Raw genomic sequence first — 19,386 nt, forward strand, 5'->3', positions numbered from 1 at the left:
ATCAGCAGGTAGCTCTTTTATATTTAGCTTGCCATATGTCTCTTACTTCTTCGCCGAGCCTTCAAACAGCTCTTTCTTTGGTACAATGATCACTTTCTTCTTCTCATCCAGGTCCTTAGATACCGCGGAATAAGGCGCACTGATCACCTCATCTCCCAGCTTCAAACCGGAAAGCACTTCAATATTAATATCGTCCTGCACCCCCGTTTTCACTTCCACCATCTTCACAGTCTTATCCTGCTGTAATACGAAAACAACTTCCCTGGTCACTTTGTTTTCAGTTTCTGCAACTGAACCATCATTGGTCACTTTCTTAGCTTCCCCAACTTTCCTGCCAGAGCCGGTACTATCAATCACTTCCCTGGTAGTAACTGCGTTGATAGGTACAGCCAGTACATTATTTTTCCTGTGCGTTTGTATATCCACACTGGCACTCATACCCGGGCGGAAAGGGAAATTCTTTGGATTTTTAGGATCGAGAAGGTCCTGATAGCTTTCCTGCAAAATGCGGATATGCACAATATAGCTGGTTACCTGTTCTGCAGAAGAAGTGGACGTAGAAGTAGCAGTAGCAGATCCTTTACTGGAACTGGCAATCTGTGTTACAATCCCCTTAAACTTACGGTTATTGTAGGCATCCACTTCCACTACGGCCGTATCATTATACTTTACACGGGGAATATCATTTTCTCCAACGTCTACCTGTACTTCCATCACATTCAGGTCCGCAATGCGCATGATCTCTGTACCTGTCATCTGACCGGTACCTACTACCCTTTCACCCCTTTTAACAGGTAACAGGGAAACCACGCCGCTCATAGGAGAAGAGATCGTGGTACGAAGCAGGTTTGTATTCGCTTCTGTTAATCCCGCTTTGGCATTCTGTACAGCAAACTTATTACTGTTCACCAGTTCTGCAGCGGCATTATAATCTGCCAGGGCTGCACGGTAAGTACCTTCTGCGGTTTCAAATTCACTGCGGGATACCACCTTTTGTGCCAGTAGTTCCTTGTTTCGTTCGTAAGCAGCTTTATTTTGTTCCAGACGGGCTTTGTAAGAATTCAGCGCCGCCGCAGTATTGGCCAGTTGTGCCTGGGCCTGACTGAGAGACGCATTCGCCTTATCTCTTACAGAACCATACACATCCGCATAAATGCGCACCAGTACCTGTCCCTTTTTTACAGAATCGCCTTCCAGCACAGGCAGCTCTACTATTTCACCGGAAACGTCGGAGCTTACCTTTACTTCTGTTTCAGGATATATCTTCCCACTGGCAGACACTACCTCTATAATATTCTTTTCGGCAGCTCTGTCAACAGCTACCTTAATTCCCTCTTTTTTGTTGGCATTAAGAGCGAATCCTACAATAATTATTACCAGGAGAATCCCTAATATCCAGAAAAGCGTCTTTTTCATACAGGTTAATTTCTATGGGTAGGAGCAGCTACAAAGTGATCTTCTGATCCCTGTAAAACTCCAGCAGCTTCATTTTAAATATATAATCATATTGGGCCGATACTTTATCTACCTGCGCCTTAAATAAGTTACTTTGAGTTGTAATATAATCAATCGTATTCATCAATCCCAGATCAAACCTTTTAGTGGCAAAATCATATGCTCTCTGGGAAGCCAAAACTCCTTTTGAAGCGGCGGAAAATTTCTGAATGGCCGCTATCGCATTTGCATGAGCAGTATAAATATCCTGCCGCAGCTGCTGATTGTCCTTTTCACGCACCAGCTGCTGGGTAGTAATATTCAGTCTTGCCTTCTGCATATTGGTACGCGCCTGCCAGCCATTTAAAATAGGTATACTCAATGATAAACCTACCGACTGCCTTAAGTTGTTATTAATCTGGTCGTTGAAAGGGATCGTTTTCAGTACCGTATTGTCCTTGTAGCCGCTCTGCGTTACATCATAGGTTGTTCCATTCACTACTACCTGCCCAACAGTTACAGTATAAGGAGTCTGCCCTACCACAAGCGCATTATTCGCACTGTTCGCATAACTGGTATTCACATTGGCCGATGCTGATAATTTGGGATATAACTGCCCCTTCGCTGAAGCATAGGAACGCTGCATGGATTTAACCAGCAGCTCGTCGGCCTTTATCAGAGGGTTAGTACTCAGCGCCGCACTGTATACCATCTCCGGATCGACTTCGTCCAGGCGGGGCAAAGGAATATCTGCTATCTTCTCCGGTATCTCGGGTACGTAAGGAACGTCAAATCCAAGGTTCAGCAGGGCCTTCATCTGCAAAGTGGAAATAACCACCTGGTTCTGGGCATTCACCAGGGTTACACTATCACTGGCCAGCTTCGCTTCCAGGTCGGCCTGATTGCTCTCTGGTACAGAACCGGCAATCACCAGCTTTTTGGTATTCTCCAATTGTGATGTGGTCAGCTTTACCTGTAGCTCACTGATATGCACCTGTTCATTATTCAGGAGGATCTGCAGAAACGCATTGGCGATATTAAAAGCCACGTCATTCTGGGCCTTGACAAAAAGGCTACTCTGTGCGGCTGACTGGTACTTATTAGCTGCAATGATGTTCTGCTGGGAAAACCAGTTAAAAATGGTTACGCCTGCGGTCACACCGGCACCGGAAGTAAAGTAAGACTGGGTAATAATACTATTGGTGTAAGGGTCAATATTACGGCCGGAACCAACAGTTCCGTCAACACCTATATTTACAGAAGGGACCTGCGCCAGCTTACTCTGCTTCAAAGTGAGATCAGCTAAACGCCTTTGTACGTCCTGTTGCTTGATCGTTATATTATTAGCCAATGCATAATCCACAGAACGTTTCAGGCTCCAGGTATCCTGTGCCTTTACGGTAACTACGTTAGCAAACAATAAACAAAGTGCCAGGACACATCCGGGCTTTTTGGATAATTTCATGACATTCCAAAAATATAATAATTGTAATGATAACATAAACATTTTCTTTAAGAAAGGCGAAAAATAATGTCAGGGATATGCTACTGGTTTTTAAGTTTGAGGTTTGATCTCTACGGATGAGCCATTGCACCCGTATTGATCAAACCTCAAACTTAATTCATCAAACCCGTAAATTGAAATTATGCGATTTTCCCGTCCCGGATCTGTATAATCCTGTGACCGTACGTTGCGTTTAACTCGGAGTGAGTTACCTGTATAATCGTAATCTTATCCTTCTCATTCAGGTGCTTGAAAAGTTCCATGATTTCTTTCGCCTGATCAGAATGCAGATTACCGGTAGGTTCATCTGCCAGTATCACACGGGGTTCAGCCACAATAGCACGGGCAATACCTACCAACTGCTGCTGACCACCGGATAACTGACTCGGGAATAAATCTTTCTTGGCAACAATGTTAAACCTATCCAGTACATCCGCCACACGGCTTTTGCGTTCTGCCGAAGGCATATTTTTATACAACAGCGGCGTTTCTATATTCTCATATACCGTCAGTTCATCGATCAGGTGATAAGCCTGGAAAACAAAACCGATAGTCCCCCTGTGCAACTGTGTCCGTTTCTTCTCATTCATCCTAAACACCGACTCCCCCTCAAAAAGATATTCTCCCTGGGAAGGTTCTTCCAGTAATCCCAGCACATGCAGCAAAGTGGATTTACCTGAACCGGATGGCCCCATGATAGACACAAATTCCCCTTCAAATATAGTCAGGTCAATATCTTTTAATATTTCATTCTTCCCAAATCCTACCGGATAATGCTTTGAGATGTGTTTGAGTTGTATCATTTTATTATTCTGTTTTTAGAGATTTTACCGGGTTCATTAATGCGGCCCGTATAGATTGAAAACTGATGGTAAAAAAAGCAATGATCACTGCTGCCATACCGGATAATACAAATGTCCACCACTGAATATGAATCCTGTAGGCAAACTCCTGCAGCCAGGTGTTCATTAAATACCAGGCTACCGGTGTGGCTATCAGAATAGCCACTGCTACCAGCTTCAGAAAATCTACGGAAATCAATGTAACAATACTGGCTGCAGATGCCCCCAGTATTTTACGTACCCCTATTTCCTTATTCCTTTGTGCAATCACCAGTACCGCTATCGCAAACAATCCCATACAGGAAATAATGATAGCCAGTACCGCACTGCTGATAATGATACCCGCCAGCCTGGATTCAGCTTTGTACATACGATTCGTATTGTCATCCAGGAAAGAGCCCTGGAAAGTACCCCGCGGATTAATTTCCTTCCAGACTTTTTCTATTATCGCCATAGATCCCGGAAGATCTGCAGGCTGTACTTTGATGAAAATGTAAGATACCTGTAAAGAAGGTACCAGTTTCATCGTCAAAGGTTCAATATCCTGGTGTAATGATTTAAAATTAAAGTCTTTTACAACACCAACTATCTTCACCGGAGGCTTTTCATCCCACTGCAGCTCCTTCCCTATCGGGTCCTTTTCCCCAAGTTGTAATGCCATCTTTTCATTGATAATAACCACTTGGGAATCTACATAGCCTTTAGTAAAATCTCTCCCGGAAACCAATTGCAGGTCCAGTGTTTTTGCATAATCATAACTCACCTCCTGCATAGCCATTTTAACCCCATGTCCCTTGTAGTCAAAGCCAATATGCCAGTTAGCCTCTGACCCGTCCAGGCCCTTCCCGAGATTCATACCGGAAGCACTCACTGCCAGCACATGCGGGTTTCCATCCAAACGGCTACGCAGTGATCCCAGGGCCTGTGCGGCATTTACATTCCCATTTACCGGCAGACTGATTACCTGATGCTGATTGTATCCCAAAGGACGGGAACGCAGGTACTGTAATTGCTGCCACAAAACAACGGTACAACTGATCAGTAATACGGCTACAATAAACTGTACAATAATAAGTGTATTCCGCATAAAACTGCTTTTCCCCAAACGCAGTTTACCCTTCAGCACTTCCACTATATTAAACCCTGATATCAGCCAGGCGGGATATCCTCCTGCCATTAAGGTTACAAAAAGGAAGATCGATATTATGCCTGTTATTACACGCACATCTTTCAATATGTTCAGTGTAAAATGATATTTAAACATGGCATTAAACCCGGGTAATAATAACCCTGCCAGTGTAAGACTCATCAGCAGTGCAATACTGCAGATGATAAATGCCTCACTCCAGAACTGAAATATCAGTTGCCCCCGCAATGCACCCAGCGCCTTTCTCAGTCCTATCTCTCCGGCACGTGTAAAAGAACGGCCCATAGACAGGTTAATGAAATTAATGGCTGCAATAGATACGATCATAAAAGCCATAATCACCAGCATCCAGGGATAAAACCGGCTGATGGCACTACCTATTTTACTAACTTCATTAAAATGAATATCCCGCAATGGAATAGTATGGAGAGATAATACCTCACCGCCTTTATCAGGCGTTGCCCCATCCCTTACCATATCACTTATACGGCCCGTATAATATTTATGCATCACAGCTCTGCTCTGCTTTTCAAACGCCGCTGCCGATGCATTCTTTTGCAACTGAATAAGCGTACGGTAAGATTCATTGCTCCAGGAATCCGGCTCATCAAGCATCTGTATTACATTCCCGAAACTGGTCAGTATCTCAAAATCAAAACTGGAACTGCCGGGTACATCTGCCATTATACCACCCACTGTAAATGGCTTTAGCTGATTGTTCATTTTTATCTGCACAATCTTTCCTATCGCATTACCATTATTGAAAAGATTATGTGCTGCCTTTTCTGTGAGCAATACCTGGTCTGCTCTGTGTAAGGCATTCACATCTCCCTTTAGTACCGGGAAGTTGAACATGGATAAAAAAGAGGGGTCTACAAATCTCACCATCAGGTCCATGCTCCGCTCCCCGTATTGCACATTTTCTACTTCTCCCACATAACGTGCCACCTGCTGCACAGCAGCACACTCCTTTTGTAATACAGGGGCTAGTGGGACAGCCTCGCTTGACGACGGAAGCGACTTCCCCCCAGGCAAACGTTCTTCTGTATATATCTGGAATAAACGATCACTATCCTTATGAAAGTTATCATATGTCCATTCATGATAAGCGGCTATTCCCAGCAATAATGCAGCACAAAAAGCCACTGTCATCCCCGTGATATTCACGGCAGCAAACACCTTTTGCCTTCCCAGGTTGCGCCAGGCTATCTTTAAATAATTGCGGAACATATGTAAAATATTATGTTGATTACCCTAAAATCCGTAACTTAAAAGTGCGGGCCGGTCGATACCAGCCCACAGTATCATCTTTCACTTGTCATTTTAAAACGTAACATCTTATTCTGTTTTCAAAGAGCGGACTGGATTCATCAGCGCCGCTTTTACCGATTGAAAACTTATAGTCAGCAATGCTATAAATATCGAAACAACACCCGCCATCAACAACATCCACCACTCTATCGTAATGCGGTATGCAAAATTCTCCAGCCATCTGTTCAGAACGAACCAGGCCAGCGGAGTAGCCAGTAGAATAGCTACACCTATCAGTTTCATAAAGTCTTTGGATAACAGCGTTGTAATACCAAATACAGAGGCGCCCAATACCTTGCGGATACCTATCTCCTTCATACGCTGACGCGATATCAGGATAGATAATCCAAACAATCCCATACAGGCAATAAAAATGGATAACATGGAAAAGACGCCAAATAACTTAGCCACTCTTCCGGCTTCCACATACTGTTTGGCCAGATCGTCTGCTACAAAGGAAGTTTCAAATGGATAACCGGGAACAAGCTCTTTCCAAAGTTTCTCCATTTCCGCCATCTGCTTAGATACATCTCCCGGATTTAACCGTACATTAATCACGCTACTCCTTTCCACCGGAGCTACAAAACAAATAGCGGGAGATACAGGCACCACTAACGTCTGGAAATTAAAATCTTTCACCACGCCAATGATCTCTCCTTTGCGTACTATTCCGCCAGGTTCCCATTTAATAACGGTCCCTACCGGATTTTTCAGTCCCATAGCCTTTACAAAGGCCTGGTTAACAATAAATGTATTGTTGCTGTCCATAGAAAAAACAGGAGAGAAATCCCGTCCTTTCATCAGCTTGATATCCATTGTTTTCAACAGGTCAAAGTCTCCTGTAATAATGCTGGAGGTAACAGATTTGTCATCTGTATCCCCATCCTTTACCACCGGGTTCATGGAGTTACTGATGCCCATCGCCATATTCGACAACGTTACACTCTTTACATTATGAGAGCGCAGCAATTCTGTCTTTAATACAGAAGCCACTTTCCCCGTTTCTTTATAATTCAGATAAATATTTACAAGACGGTCCTTATCAAATCCAAGATCTTTATGTTGCCAGTAACGAAGCTGGGATTCTGTAACAATAGTCGCAATGATCAATACAACCGTTACAAAAAACTGCGCGATCACTAACCCCTTACGTATCCAGATCCTGCTGCCGGAAGATTTAAAGTTTCCTTTCAGCACGGCTATCGGCAAAAATCCGGACAAATAAAATGCAGGGTAACTACCCGCTATTACGCCCACCAGTAAGGTGACAATAAATAATCCTCCCAGCATAGGCAACTGTTGCCAGCCAAACAGGTACAGGTTTTTATCTGCAAATGCGTTGAAGAAAGGTAATATCAGTAATGCCAGCAATACAGCAATGATAAAAGACAATATACTTAATAAGATAGATTCTGACAGGAACTGAGCTATCAGCGTTTTACGTGCGCCACCCATCACTTTACGTAAGCCTACTTCCAGCGCTCTTTCATTTGCCCTTGCAGTAACCAGGTTCATAAAATTGAAACAGGCTATCAGCAGAATAAAAGCTGCAATGATCATGTAGAAATAAATGAGTTTAGATTGAGCGCTCCTATCATTTTCACCATGTGGACGCAGATGCGTATGTAATAAGGGCTGCAACTCATATGCAAATCCTAATCCCAAACTTTTTGCAATCTTGTCAATATGCCGGGCCTTTAGTTTTACCAACTCCCTGTTTGCTCTTCTTAGATCAGCATGTTCGTTCAACTGCACATAAGTAGCCGTATTTGTAAAGTAGAACCATGCCTGATCGAAGTTGTTCCCACCTGCTTCTGCTATATACGTAGCAAAAGAGATGATTACATCGTGTTTCACATCAGAGTTCTGCGGCATGTCTTTAGCCACACCTGTTATCTGGCAGTCAAACTTGGTGCTGACTCTCATCATCTTTCCTACGGGATCTTCTGATCCGAAATATTTCCTGGCAATCTTTTCTGTGATCACCATTGTATAAGGCGCTTTCAAGACTTTAGCAGGATCTCCTTCCTTTAAAGGGAAACTGAACATCTTGAAATAGTCTTCATCTGCATACACAACATCCTCTATGATCTGTTTATCCTTATAGGAAAGCAACGTACGTCCATCCGCCTGGATCCGTACTGCACTTTTAACATCTCCCAGCTCCGCCTTCATTGCGGGCCCGGCAGGCAACTGTGAACCGCCCCAGAAATCACCCTCATTATCTTTTATAACAGCACTGTTTAACCGGTAAATACTGTTCGCATTCACGTGAAAAGTATCATAACTGCGCTCATCTTTTACAAACAGGATGATAAGTATACAGCAGGCCATCCCGATTGATAACCCGGCAATATTAATTGCCGTAATTACTTTTTGCTGACGCAGGTGACGGATAGCTATTTTTAAATAATGTTTTAGCATATAGGATCTATTCAGATTTGAGTGATTTTACGGGATTTAACAAAGCCGCTTTTATAGCCTGAAAACTCACCGTGAACAACGCTATCAATACAGCAAGACTACCTGCCATTACAAATATCTTCCAGTCGATGCCAATTCTGTAAGCGTAATCTTCCAGCCATTTATGCATCATATACCAGGCAATGGGTACAGATAAAAGAATAGCGATCATCACTGTTTTCAAAAAGTCAGAGGATAATAATGTAACAATGTTAGTGACAGAAGCCCCCAGTACTTTGCGGATACCGATCTCCTTCACTCTTTGCGCTGTAGCAAAAGTGGCCAGTCCAAAAAGGCCCAGGCAACTGATGAAAATGGCGATGCCTGCAAAGTAATTAAACAGGCGACCGGTACGCTGGTCTGTACGGTATAATCTATCCAGTTCTGCGTCCAGAAAAGAATAGTGAAATGGATGATCCCCGTTATAGCGGGCGTATATTTTTGTTGCAGCATCTATGGCCTTCTGTGCATCCTTACCACTAGTTTTTACATACATTCTGTAACCGGTAGGTACATGGGTACCTCCACCATAATAGAACACCAGTGGCCCAATTCTTTCATGCAATGATGCAAAATGGAAATCCTTTACTACGCCAATGATGATACCTTCATTCTCCCACAACGAGAAACGTTTACCAACAGCATCGTTCATCCCCATCAGCTTCGCAGCCGTTTCGTTAATAATATAATGCCCCGAATCTGCTTTGGAGTCTGTAAAATTGACACCACCCACCAGCTTGAAATTCATAACATTAAAAAAGGCTTTGTCACTGCCAATCGCATGTATGACCATAGATTGATCTGCTGTCTTTCCATCCCACTTGGTATCACCGGTACTGTTACCGATATCCAATAAATTCTGAGTGGCCCCTCCAACACCATGCACACCGGGCATCGCGGCCATTTCCTGCTCCAAACTGGCAAAATGCGGTTCTGCATTTCCCAGATCGAACTGGAATACATTTTCCTTATCATACCCTAATGCCTTTGACCGGATATACTGTAACTGCCGGCCAACAACCAGCGTACTGATGATCAGTACTGTGGCAATTACAAATTGCAATACCACCAGCGCCTTACGGAAAGAGATATTACTTCTGCCCAGCGTGATGCGGCCTTTTAATGTTCTTAAAGGATCAAAGGATGATAACAATACTGCGGGATAAATCCCTGCGACCAATAGCGTCAGTAACATAGCCATTCCTATAGCTATGATCATCTGCATATTATTTGCACTTAAAGAAAGTTGTTTATCAGTGAGATCATTGTAGAATGGGATCACTACCAGCATAATCAGCACAGCCAATGCTAATGCCATTACAAATACCAGCACAGACTCCCACAGGAATTGCAGGAATAACTGACGGCGTGCGGCACCTACCATTTTCCGGACACCTATTTCGCCGGCCCGCTGCATAGCTCTGGCGGTAGAAAGATTTACATAATTTACACAGGCGATCAGCAATATTACAATAGCCACTATCAGGAAAATGCGCACTATTTTAATACCGCCTTCACTCTGATCGGGATTATACAAATGTACATTATACAAAGGCTGTACATTATACTGTACCTTCGGATCAAGCTTACTTTCAGGACGTAATAATGCAAGCTGCTCTGCAACTTTATCAGGCCGGGTACCGGGCGCCAGTTGCAGATAGGTGGCATAATAAAAATCACCCCAGTCTCCATCCAGAGATTTCCAGTTATCTCCTGCCCCGAAATTCTTTTTAAGAATATCAAATGGGAAAAGGAAATCACATTGAATACTTGAATTCCGCGGAAAATCTTCTATCACACCATTGACAGTGTAATTATCTTTCCCATTAGCCTGAATCATTTTACCAACAGCGTCTTCAGTACCAAAATATCTTTTAGCTGCGCTGCGGGTAATCACAATCGATTGATTATTTGAAAACAGGCTTCCCTTTAACAAAGGGAAACTGAACATCGAGAAAAAGGCAGGATCCACATAGGCGCCTTTAATATCATAAAAATCCTTGTTATCATAGGTATACTTGGATATCTGCCATGCATCACTCATCCTTACCGCACTCTCTACTCCAGCAATCCTTTTTACAGCAGCAGGTGCCAGCGCACCGGGCATCGCACCCCATGTCTGCACATCACTACCGGATTTAAACGTAACGCTTAAACTGTAAATACTTTTCCCGTTCTTATGAAACCTGTCAAAACTCAATTCATCCTGCACCCATATCAGTAATAAAATGCCCACAGCAAGCCCCAGTGCCAGCCCGCCGATATTAATCCCGCTATACAGCTTATGCCGGCGAATGTTGCGCCAGCCGATACGCAGATAATTACTGATCATGATGACTCATTTTAAATTGACGTTTCTAAATATGGAACTGCTCCTTGATATTCTCAGTGACTACTCTGCCATCAAACAGGTTGATTACACGATGTGCAAAACCGGCATCATAAGGACTATGTGTTACCATGATCATCGTAGTACCCGCCTCATTCAGCTCCTGTAATAACTTCATTACTTCTTCTCCATTGGTAGAGTCCAGATTACCTGTAGGCTCATCCGCCAATATCATTTTAGGTTTGGCTACTACGGCACGGGCAATCGCCACACGCTGCTGCTGACCACCGGATAACTGCTGCGGGAAGTGATTACGGCGATGCATGATATTCATACGTTCCAGCACTGCTTCTACTTTTTCCTTACGCTCACCGGCCGGAACTTTCAGATATAACAGCGGTAACTCCACATTTTCAAAGACCGTCAGTTCATCAATGAGGTTAAAACTCTGGAATACGAACCCAATAGATCCTTTCCTTAACTGTGCGCGCTGACGTTCACTCATACGTGCTACTTCATGCTCCCAGAAATGGTATTCTCCTCCACTTGGATTATCCAGTAATCCAAGGATGTTCAGTAAAGTAGACTTTCCGCAACCGGAAGGTCCCATGATAGCTACAAACTCCCCGTCTTTCACTTCCATGTTAATGCCATTCAGGGCTGAAGTTTCAATTTCCTCCGTGGTAAAGATCTTTTGCAGATTTACGGTACGTATCATTGATTTGAGTTTAATAAATTTAATGTATGATGCTGGCCCTCGCGCACCTTCGTCCGTAGACGAAGGATGGGCGACAGGACTAAAACAACTGTAACTTTAGAATACTAAAACTTCTTTATCCCCGAAGTTCTCATAAGAGGAAGTGATCACCTGCTCACCTTCCTGCAAACCTTCCAGCACTTCAAAGAACTGAGGGTTTTTCTGACCCAGGGAGATGGTACGTTTCACCGCACGTTTGCCACTCTTATCTACCACATACACCCAGTTTCCGCCTGTATCAGAGAAGAACCCGCCTACAGGAAGCAATACCGCTGATGAAGACTTGCCCAGTTCCAGGCGGATAGGGGAAGACTGCCCCCTGCGGATGCCATCCGGTGTTTCTCCTTCAAATTTCAGGTCTACATTAAAGCGGGCATTCTTTATCTCAGGATAAACCTTTATAATTACTAACCCATAGGTCTTATTGTTGAACTCGAACGAGGCTTTTAATCCTGCAAATACACGGGAGACATAATGCTCATCTATCTCTGCCCGCATTTTAAAACCGTTCAGGTCATCTATCTGACCAATATTCTGACCAGCCGTGATGCTTCCTCCTACTTCCGCGTCCACAGAAGACAGCTGTCCATCTATCGGCGCCCTTAACACCAGGTTGTTCAGGTTCTCTTTCATCATCTGCAGGTTACGCTGTGTACGGGCAATGGTAGATTCCAGGCGTTCTATCTGTATAGCTGCATTTTCCATCTGGAACTGCTGACTTTCCACTTCAATCTGTTTCTGCTTTACAAGCCGTTCGTAATCGATCTTGTACTTTACATAGTCCTGACGGGCAACGATCTTCTCATCCACCAGTTGCTTGTTACGGTCGTACAGGTCTTTTGCCTGGTCTATCTGGTAATCCAGGGTGGCAATCGTCTGCTGCATAGTGAACTTATTCTGTTTCAGCGACTGCCTGGTATTCTGCAGTTCATTGATCAAACGGTAAATTTCTGTTTCGTGGTTGACGAAGTCCATCATAAGGTTCTGGTTTTCCAGCCGCAGGATGCTATCTCCCTTTTTCACATTACTCCCCCCTTCCAGGTATTTCTGACTCACATATCCTCCTACTATCGCATCCAGACGGATGGTCTTCAGCGGAAGCACAACTGCTGTTACAGCTATATACTGATCAAAAGTGCCTTTTGTAACTGTAGATATCGTGATCTTGTCTTTTTCCACGTTCAGCCTGGAACGATGATCCGCAAATATGAGGTTATACCCAAGCAGCAATACCACCAGCACTCCTCCACCAATCAGTGAAATCCGTTTCTTAGACCAATACTTCTTTTCTATTTTCTTGTCCATAGGTTATATTAATAACTTTGCTTCTCTGGTTAGGCAACCTGCATGCCAAAGCGCAGAAACAGCCACCATAAAGGAATTACAAGGATTACCATGCATTTAAAACGTCCTGTACCGCACACCGCACGTCCATTTCCGGACACTTCTCCCTGCCGCAATATCCGTTCAGAGAAAACCGAAATCTTTTTATAATATTGCCTGTGGCCGCATTCACTACCTCCATAAACATCTGCTACCCCGTCAGGAACGTTGTTTGCAGCTACCGTTACAAATTATATATAAGAAGTTGTTATGACCACACAGTTGCCAGGAAAAATTTTGATCGTAGACGATGATATGGACGTACTTCGTGCTGCCCGTCTATTACTGAAAAGGCATTTCGGACAGGTAGACTTTGAACGCAATCCCCAGAAGATCCCTTACCTTGTATCCAACTTCGACTACGATGTGATCCTGCTGGATATGAACTTTACCCGCGACCTTAACACCGGTAAGGAAGGCTTCGAATGGCTGGACCGCATCCTGGACCTGCAACCAACAGCTGCTGTAGTCATGTTCACCGCCTATGGCGATGTGGAAATGGCCGTACGCGCTATCAAAGCCGGAGCAGCCGACTTTGTACTGAAACCCTGGGAAAATGAAAAGCTGCTGGCAACCATGCAGACTGCTTATAACAAAAAGAACAGGACCCAGGAGAAACAGGTAGCTCCTGCCACACAAACACAAGCATCTTCTTCTATCATAGGCAGCAGCCCTGCCATGTTACACGTTCTCGATACCGCACAGCGGGTAGCGGCCACAGATGCCAATATCCTCATTCTGGGAGAGAACGGTACCGGTAAGGATATGCTGGCCCGGCACATCCACCAGCTGTCGCACCGTACCGCACATCCTTTTGTAAGTGTAGACCTGGGAGCCATCAGCGAAACGCTTTTCGAAAGTGAATTGTTCGGCCATGTGAAAGGCGCCTTTACTGATGCCCGTGACGACCGTTCCGGCCGCTTTGAAGAAGCCAGTGGAGGTAGCATTTTCCTGGATGAAATCGGGAATATCTCCCTGCCCTTCCAGGCCAAACTGCTCACCGTGCTGCAAAACAGGGCCGTTACCAAAGTAGGCAGCAATAAAGCCATCCCCCTGGATGTACGCCTCATCTGTGCTACCAACCGTAACATAGAACAAATGGCGGCACAACATCTATTCCGTCAGGATTTACTCTATCGTATCAATACGATCGAAATACAGCTGCCTCCTCTGCGCGAACGTGTGGAAGATATCATTCCGCTGGCAGAACATTTCCTGCAATTATACCGCGAACGATATAAACGCGCCACTACCACTCTCCACGAATCACTGGTATCGCAGTTACAACAATATGAATGGCCGGGTAATATCCGTGAACTGCAGCACGCCATGGAAAGAGCGGTTATCCTTTCACAGGGAAAAGTACTGATGCCTAAAGACGTATTCGTTAAAACGCCCGCTCAGGATCAACAGCTCAACACAGGTTATAACCTGGAAGAGATGGAACGTAATATCATCACCCAGGCGATGAAAAAAGTAAACGGTAATATCACTGAAGCCGCCAAAGAACTTGGACTCAGCAGGGCCGCATTGTACAGAAGACTGGAAAAATACAATATATAGCTCCCGATGAACAATTTCAGTGTCACCATTTTTCTACGCATCATACTGCTTACAGCTACCACCATAGCGGGTGTATGGGTGTGGGATAAACTGGGGATACTGCCCGGCCTGGCCCTCATTGTGCTCATGGGTATCCAGATATATGGCATGTATTATTACATCAACAGGGTAAACCGTAAACTCACCCTGTTCCTGGAATCCATCCGTTACGAGGACTTCTCCATCCGCTTCAGTGCAGACAATAAACTGGGAAAAAGTTTCCAGGCGCTGAATCATCAGTTCAACGAAGTATTGGAGGCCTTCCGGCAAACACGTGCGGAGAAAGAGGCCAACCTCAAATACATTGATACCATCGTTCAGCATATCAGCATCGGTGTATTGTCTTTCGATTCCGAAGGCAGAATAGAACTGATCAATCCCGCGGCCTTCCGTCTACTGGGAATTTACCGCCTGCGAAATATTGCAGAACTTAAAAACGCACACCCGGGTTTATCTGAACTATTACTACAGATACATTCCGGTAACAAAATCCTGTACCGCACCCGGCAGGAGCAGCAGTTGTCCATTCATGCGGCTACAGTCAGATTACAGGGTCGCCTGGTGAAACTGCTTTCTATCCAGAACATCCACGCAGAACTACAGGAAAAAGAGCTGGAAGCATGGCAGAACCTTACCAAAATATTACGGCATGAGATCATGAACTCTGTTACACCTATCGTATCACTGATCAGCACGATGCAGGATATTGTGGAGCAGGATATCTTACCGGAAACACAACAACAGGAAGCTATCACAGACTTACAGGAAGCACTGCAAACCATCAAGAGCCGTAGTAAGGGTATCATGAATTTTGTGAATGCCTATCGGGATTATACTACACTGCCAAAGCCACAGTTTACTAATGTAAATATAAAAGAACTGGTCACCAGCGTAAGCAACCTGCTGCAACCGGAAATGAAACAGGCTGGTATTTATTTCCATCACCAGGTTGAATCTTCCAGTACAGAGATTCATGCAGATGTGGCCCAGTTGCAGATGGTGCTGATCAATCTTATTAAAAATGCGATGGATGCACTGGAACAGTCACAACAGCCTGCTATCCGTGTTAGCGTTACCCTCAATAATAACAGCCAGGTAAGTATAGAGATAACGGATAACGGGCCTGGTATTGATACGGATGCTATGGATAAAATCTTCATCCCCTTTTATACCACCAAAAAGAAAGGTAGCGGTATTGGGCTTAGTCTGTCACAACAGATCATACAACTGCATGGCGGACAACTCAAAGTCAGCAATACGAATAACAACGGTACTACCTTCCATATTTTACTCCCGGTTGTTTAGCCCTCTTCGGGAAAGAATGCGTAATTTACTACTACCATTAAACAACCGTTCACGGATGAAAAAACGTGTATTGATCATTCTGTTTTTCCTTTTCTTTCTTATATATCTGATTTCCATCGCCTGCAACAGGGAAGTAGTCTCTTATGTGGCGAAGCCAATGCTCACCATTCTACTCGCGATCTACTTTCTAAACAATACAAAACAGGTAGCCCGCATATTCAGAATACTGATGTCTGCGGCCTTGTTCTTTTCATGTACAGGTGATGTCTTTCTTTTATTTGAAGATAAAGGAGAAGCGTTTTTCTTAGCCGGTATTGGTTCTTTTCTATTCACGCACTTAGCCTATATAGGTTTCTTTCTGAAGATCAGATACAGTAATTACCCGCTACCCGGTTGTCAGTGGCCGTTCATTTTTTTAACGGCAGCCGCATTACTGTTATTCATCTTTACCATGTTACCCTACCTGGGAAATATGAGTATTCCCGTAGTCATTTACGCGATATTCATTTCCCTTACCCTGCTAACGAGTATGCATGCTTTCCGGCTGAAAGAACAGACGATGGGGTGGTTTGCGGTTACCGGGGCTATCCTCTTCATTGCCTCAGATACGCTCATCGCAATAGATCACTTTTATCATGCCGTACCGGCAGGCGACTTCCTGGTTGCATTAACCTATGGCCTGGCACAATGGGGACTTTGTACCGGAGGACTCAAATATTTACAGATCCGGCAGGAGTATGGCACGCGGAGTATGAGAACAAATTAAAGCGTACATTTGGTGCTTGCTAAAGTAACTATGCAACAGACAGACTTCTTAGTGATTGGTTCAGGCATTGCAGGCCTTACGTACGCCTTAAAAGTGGCAGCGGAATGTCCTGATAAAAAGATTACCATCATCACCAAAACACGTGAAGATGAAACCAACACGAAATACGCACAGGGTGGTGTAGCCGTGGTGAACGACCTGGAAAATGACAGCTTCGAAAAGCATATTGATGATACCCTCATTGCCGGCGATGGCCTCTGCAATAAACATATCGTTGAGATAGTTGTTAAAGAAGGACCGGAACGTGTAAACGAGATCATTGAATGGGGCGCAAAATTCGATAAAAATGATGCCGGCGATTTCTCCCTTGGCCGCGAAGGCGGACATTCGGAGTTCAGGGTCATCCACTATAAAGACGTTACCGGGAAGGAAATAGAACGCGCATTGCTCGATGCCATTCACAAAAACCCGAACATAGAACTGGTTACCCACTGCTTTGTGGTAGACCTTATCACCCAGCATCACCTGGGTTACCTCATCACAAAATCAACACCGGATATTGAATGTTACGGCGTATATGTCCTGAACCTTCTTACCAATAAGATCGAAAAGATCCTCAGCCGCATTACCGTGCTGGCTACCGGTGGTAATGGCCAGGTATACCGTAGCACGACCAATCCCACCATCGCTACAGGCGATGGCGTGGCGATGGTATACCGTGCCAAAGGCAGGATAGAGAATATGGAGTTTATCCAGTTTCATCCTACGGCCCTGTATCAGCCCGGTGTGAACAATGCATTCCTCATCACAGAAGCCGTACGCGGCGATGGTGGTATTCTTCGTAACATTCACGGAGAGGAATTCATGCATAAATATGACACACGCCTTTCTCTCGCACCTCGTGATATTGTTGCCCGTGCAATAGATAGTGAAATGAAGATCGCCGGTACGGAATATGTGTACCTCGACTGCCGGCATATGGATATGGAAAAGTTTGTACATCACTTTCCAAACATTTATGAAAAATGTCTTTCTGCCGGTATTGATGTAAGAAAGGATATGATCCCGGTATCACCTGCGGCACATTACAGCTGTGGTGGTATCAAAGTAAATGAATGGGGACGTACTTCCATCAACAACCTGTACGCATGCGGAGAATGCTCCAGTACCGGTTTGCATGGTGCAAACCGTCTGGCATCCAACTCCCTGCTGGAAGCAATGGTATTTGCACATCGTTGTTATTTAGACGCTGTACTGCGGATTGAATCCATTTCTTTAAAAAATGATGTACCCGACTGGAATACAGCCGGTACTACTGCTCCAAAAGAAATGATCCTGATCACGCAGAGTTTAAAAGAACTCAAGCAGATCATGAGTGATTATCTTGGTATTGTACGCACCAACGAACGTTTACAGCGTGCTATACGCAGACTCGATATCTTACACGAAGAAACAGAATCACTATACGAAAGAACAGAAGTTTCTCCCCAGCTTTGCGAACTGCGTAATCTCATTACCGTTGGTTACCTGATCGTGAAGAGCGCCTCGTTCCGTAAGGAAAGTCGTGGTTTACATTTTAATACTGATTATCCGCAGAAGAGCGCACTGGTACAGAATATTGTGTTATAGAAATCGTAGCTGACATGTATTATTTTTTGCTGGCATTCACATATGGAATTTCCATATTGCCTTTATGGCTGTTATACCTCATTAGTGACGGAATATATCTGATCATCTACTACGTTGTGGGCTATCGCAAAAAAGTAGTGTTCGCAAACCTGCGACAGGCTTTTCCTGATAAGACAAACAAAGAGATCACACTGCTGGCAAAAAAATACTACCTCAATCTTACGGATATGATGGTAGAAACGATCAAGCTGTTAACCATCAGTCCTGAGAACCTGGAACGCCGGTTTATCTGCGACCTTACTGTTTTACATGAACTTTACGCAAAAGGAAAAAGCTGCCAGTTGCACCTGGGGCATAATTTCAACTGGGAATGGGCGAATCAGTTTTGTATGCAGGGTGTACGGTTCCCGTTCCTGGTCGTGTATATGCCACTGACCAACAAAACAGCCGACAGGCTGTTTCGCCATTTCCGCGAGAAGTCCGGCAGTACCTTATTGCCTGCTAATGATATCAGAGAAGCCATGCAGCCCTGGTATAGTAAGCAATACCTCATTGCCCTGGTAGCAGATCAGAATCCAGGCAATCCCCGTCGTTGTTACTGGTTTCCTTTCTTAAATAAAATGACTGCTTTCTATAAAGGCCCGGAGATGACGGCCAAACGGAACAACATTCCTGTTGTATTTGCAGACATCCGCAAAGTAAAACGAGGCTATTATCACGCCACTCTTAAACTGGCTTTTGAAGAACCTCAGCAAGCCCCTGACGGTGCTATTACAGAAGCATTCGTACATTTCCTTGAGAAGAACATTCATGAACAACCCGAAGTATGGGTTTGGAGCCACAGACGCTGGAAGCATGAATATAAAACACCAACTCCGCCTTTAGCCGGAACCAAAGACGGAGTTGATTAGATT

The 19,386-nt window shown here is 44.4% G+C and carries 13 protein-coding genes; 5 read left to right on the top strand and 8 right to left on the bottom strand.

Going from position 1 to position 19,386, the window contains the following annotated elements; all coding sequences use genetic code 11:
* Nucleotides 1-42: 42 nt before the first annotated feature.
* The 8 genes from GO495_RS26455 to GO495_RS26490 all read right to left on the bottom strand — a co-directional run bounded on the left by GO495_RS26455 (nt 43) and on the right by GO495_RS26490 (nt 13,092).
* The gene (locus tag GO495_RS26455) at nt 43-1,416 is read right to left on the bottom strand and encodes an efflux RND transporter periplasmic adaptor subunit (protein ID WP_157302963.1); all 1,374 of its coding nucleotides are present in this window, start codon (nt 1,414-1,416) and stop codon (nt 43-45) included.
* Between the two features lie 28 nt (nt 1,417-1,444).
* Nucleotides 1,445-2,899, bottom strand: a complete 1,455-nt coding sequence (locus GO495_RS26460) for a TolC family protein (RefSeq protein ID WP_170302729.1) — start codon at nt 2,897-2,899, stop codon at nt 1,445-1,447.
* A gap of 179 nt (nt 2,900-3,078) precedes the next feature.
* Nucleotides 3,079-3,741, bottom strand: coding sequence for an ABC transporter ATP-binding protein (locus GO495_RS26465; protein ID WP_157302965.1), 663 nt, complete (start codon nt 3,739-3,741; stop codon nt 3,079-3,081).
* A gap of 4 nt (nt 3,742-3,745) precedes the next feature.
* Nucleotides 3,746-6,157: an ABC transporter permease gene (locus GO495_RS26470; RefSeq protein ID WP_157302966.1), complete on the bottom strand. Its 2,412-nt coding sequence runs from the start codon at nt 6,155-6,157 to the stop codon at nt 3,746-3,748.
* Nucleotides 6,158-6,265: 108 nt separating this feature from the next.
* The gene (locus GO495_RS26475) at nt 6,266-8,662 is read right to left on the bottom strand and encodes an ABC transporter permease (RefSeq protein ID WP_157302967.1); all 2,397 of its coding nucleotides are present in this window, start codon (nt 8,660-8,662) and stop codon (nt 6,266-6,268) included.
* A 7-nt stretch (nt 8,663-8,669) separates the two neighbouring features.
* Nucleotides 8,670-11,033 (bottom strand): SLC13 family permease, encoded by a 2,364-nt coding sequence (locus tag GO495_RS26480; RefSeq protein ID WP_157302968.1) that lies wholly within the window; start codon nt 11,031-11,033, stop codon nt 8,670-8,672.
* A gap of 25 nt (nt 11,034-11,058) precedes the next feature.
* Nucleotides 11,059-11,748, bottom strand: coding sequence for an ABC transporter ATP-binding protein (locus GO495_RS26485; RefSeq protein ID WP_157302969.1), 690 nt, complete (start codon nt 11,746-11,748; stop codon nt 11,059-11,061).
* Nucleotides 11,749-11,844: 96 nt separating this feature from the next.
* Entirely contained in the window at nt 11,845-13,092 is a 1,248-nt protein-coding gene (locus GO495_RS26490) for an efflux RND transporter periplasmic adaptor subunit (RefSeq protein ID WP_157302970.1), read from the bottom strand.
* A gap of 288 nt (nt 13,093-13,380) precedes the next feature.
* Between GO495_RS26490 and GO495_RS26495 the strand changes: the two genes are divergently transcribed.
* The 5 genes from GO495_RS26495 to GO495_RS26515 are packed head-to-tail and all read left to right on the top strand — an operon-like array spanning nt 13,381 to nt 19,383.
* Entirely contained in the window at nt 13,381-14,733 is a 1,353-nt protein-coding gene (locus tag GO495_RS26495) for a sigma-54-dependent transcriptional regulator (protein ID WP_157302971.1), read from the top strand.
* Between the two features lie 6 nt (nt 14,734-14,739).
* Nucleotides 14,740-16,077, top strand: coding sequence for a sensor histidine kinase (locus GO495_RS26500; protein WP_157302972.1), 1,338 nt, complete (start codon nt 14,740-14,742; stop codon nt 16,075-16,077).
* Nucleotides 16,078-16,132: 55 nt separating this feature from the next.
* Nucleotides 16,133-16,843: a lysoplasmalogenase gene (locus tag GO495_RS26505; RefSeq protein ID WP_157302973.1), complete on the top strand. Its 711-nt coding sequence runs from the start codon at nt 16,133-16,135 to the stop codon at nt 16,841-16,843.
* 30 nt (nt 16,844-16,873) lie between these two features.
* Nucleotides 16,874-18,472 (top strand): L-aspartate oxidase, encoded by a 1,599-nt coding sequence (gene nadB, locus GO495_RS26510; protein ID WP_157302974.1) that lies wholly within the window; start codon nt 16,874-16,876, stop codon nt 18,470-18,472.
* 14 nt (nt 18,473-18,486) lie between these two features.
* Nucleotides 18,487-19,383: a lysophospholipid acyltransferase family protein gene (locus GO495_RS26515; RefSeq protein WP_157302975.1), complete on the top strand. Its 897-nt coding sequence runs from the start codon at nt 18,487-18,489 to the stop codon at nt 19,381-19,383.
* Nucleotides 19,384-19,386: the final 3 nt, after the last annotated feature.

Source organism: Chitinophaga oryziterrae (assembly GCF_009758125.1).
GTDB lineage: Bacteria > Bacteroidota > Bacteroidia > Chitinophagales > Chitinophagaceae > Chitinophaga > Chitinophaga oryziterrae.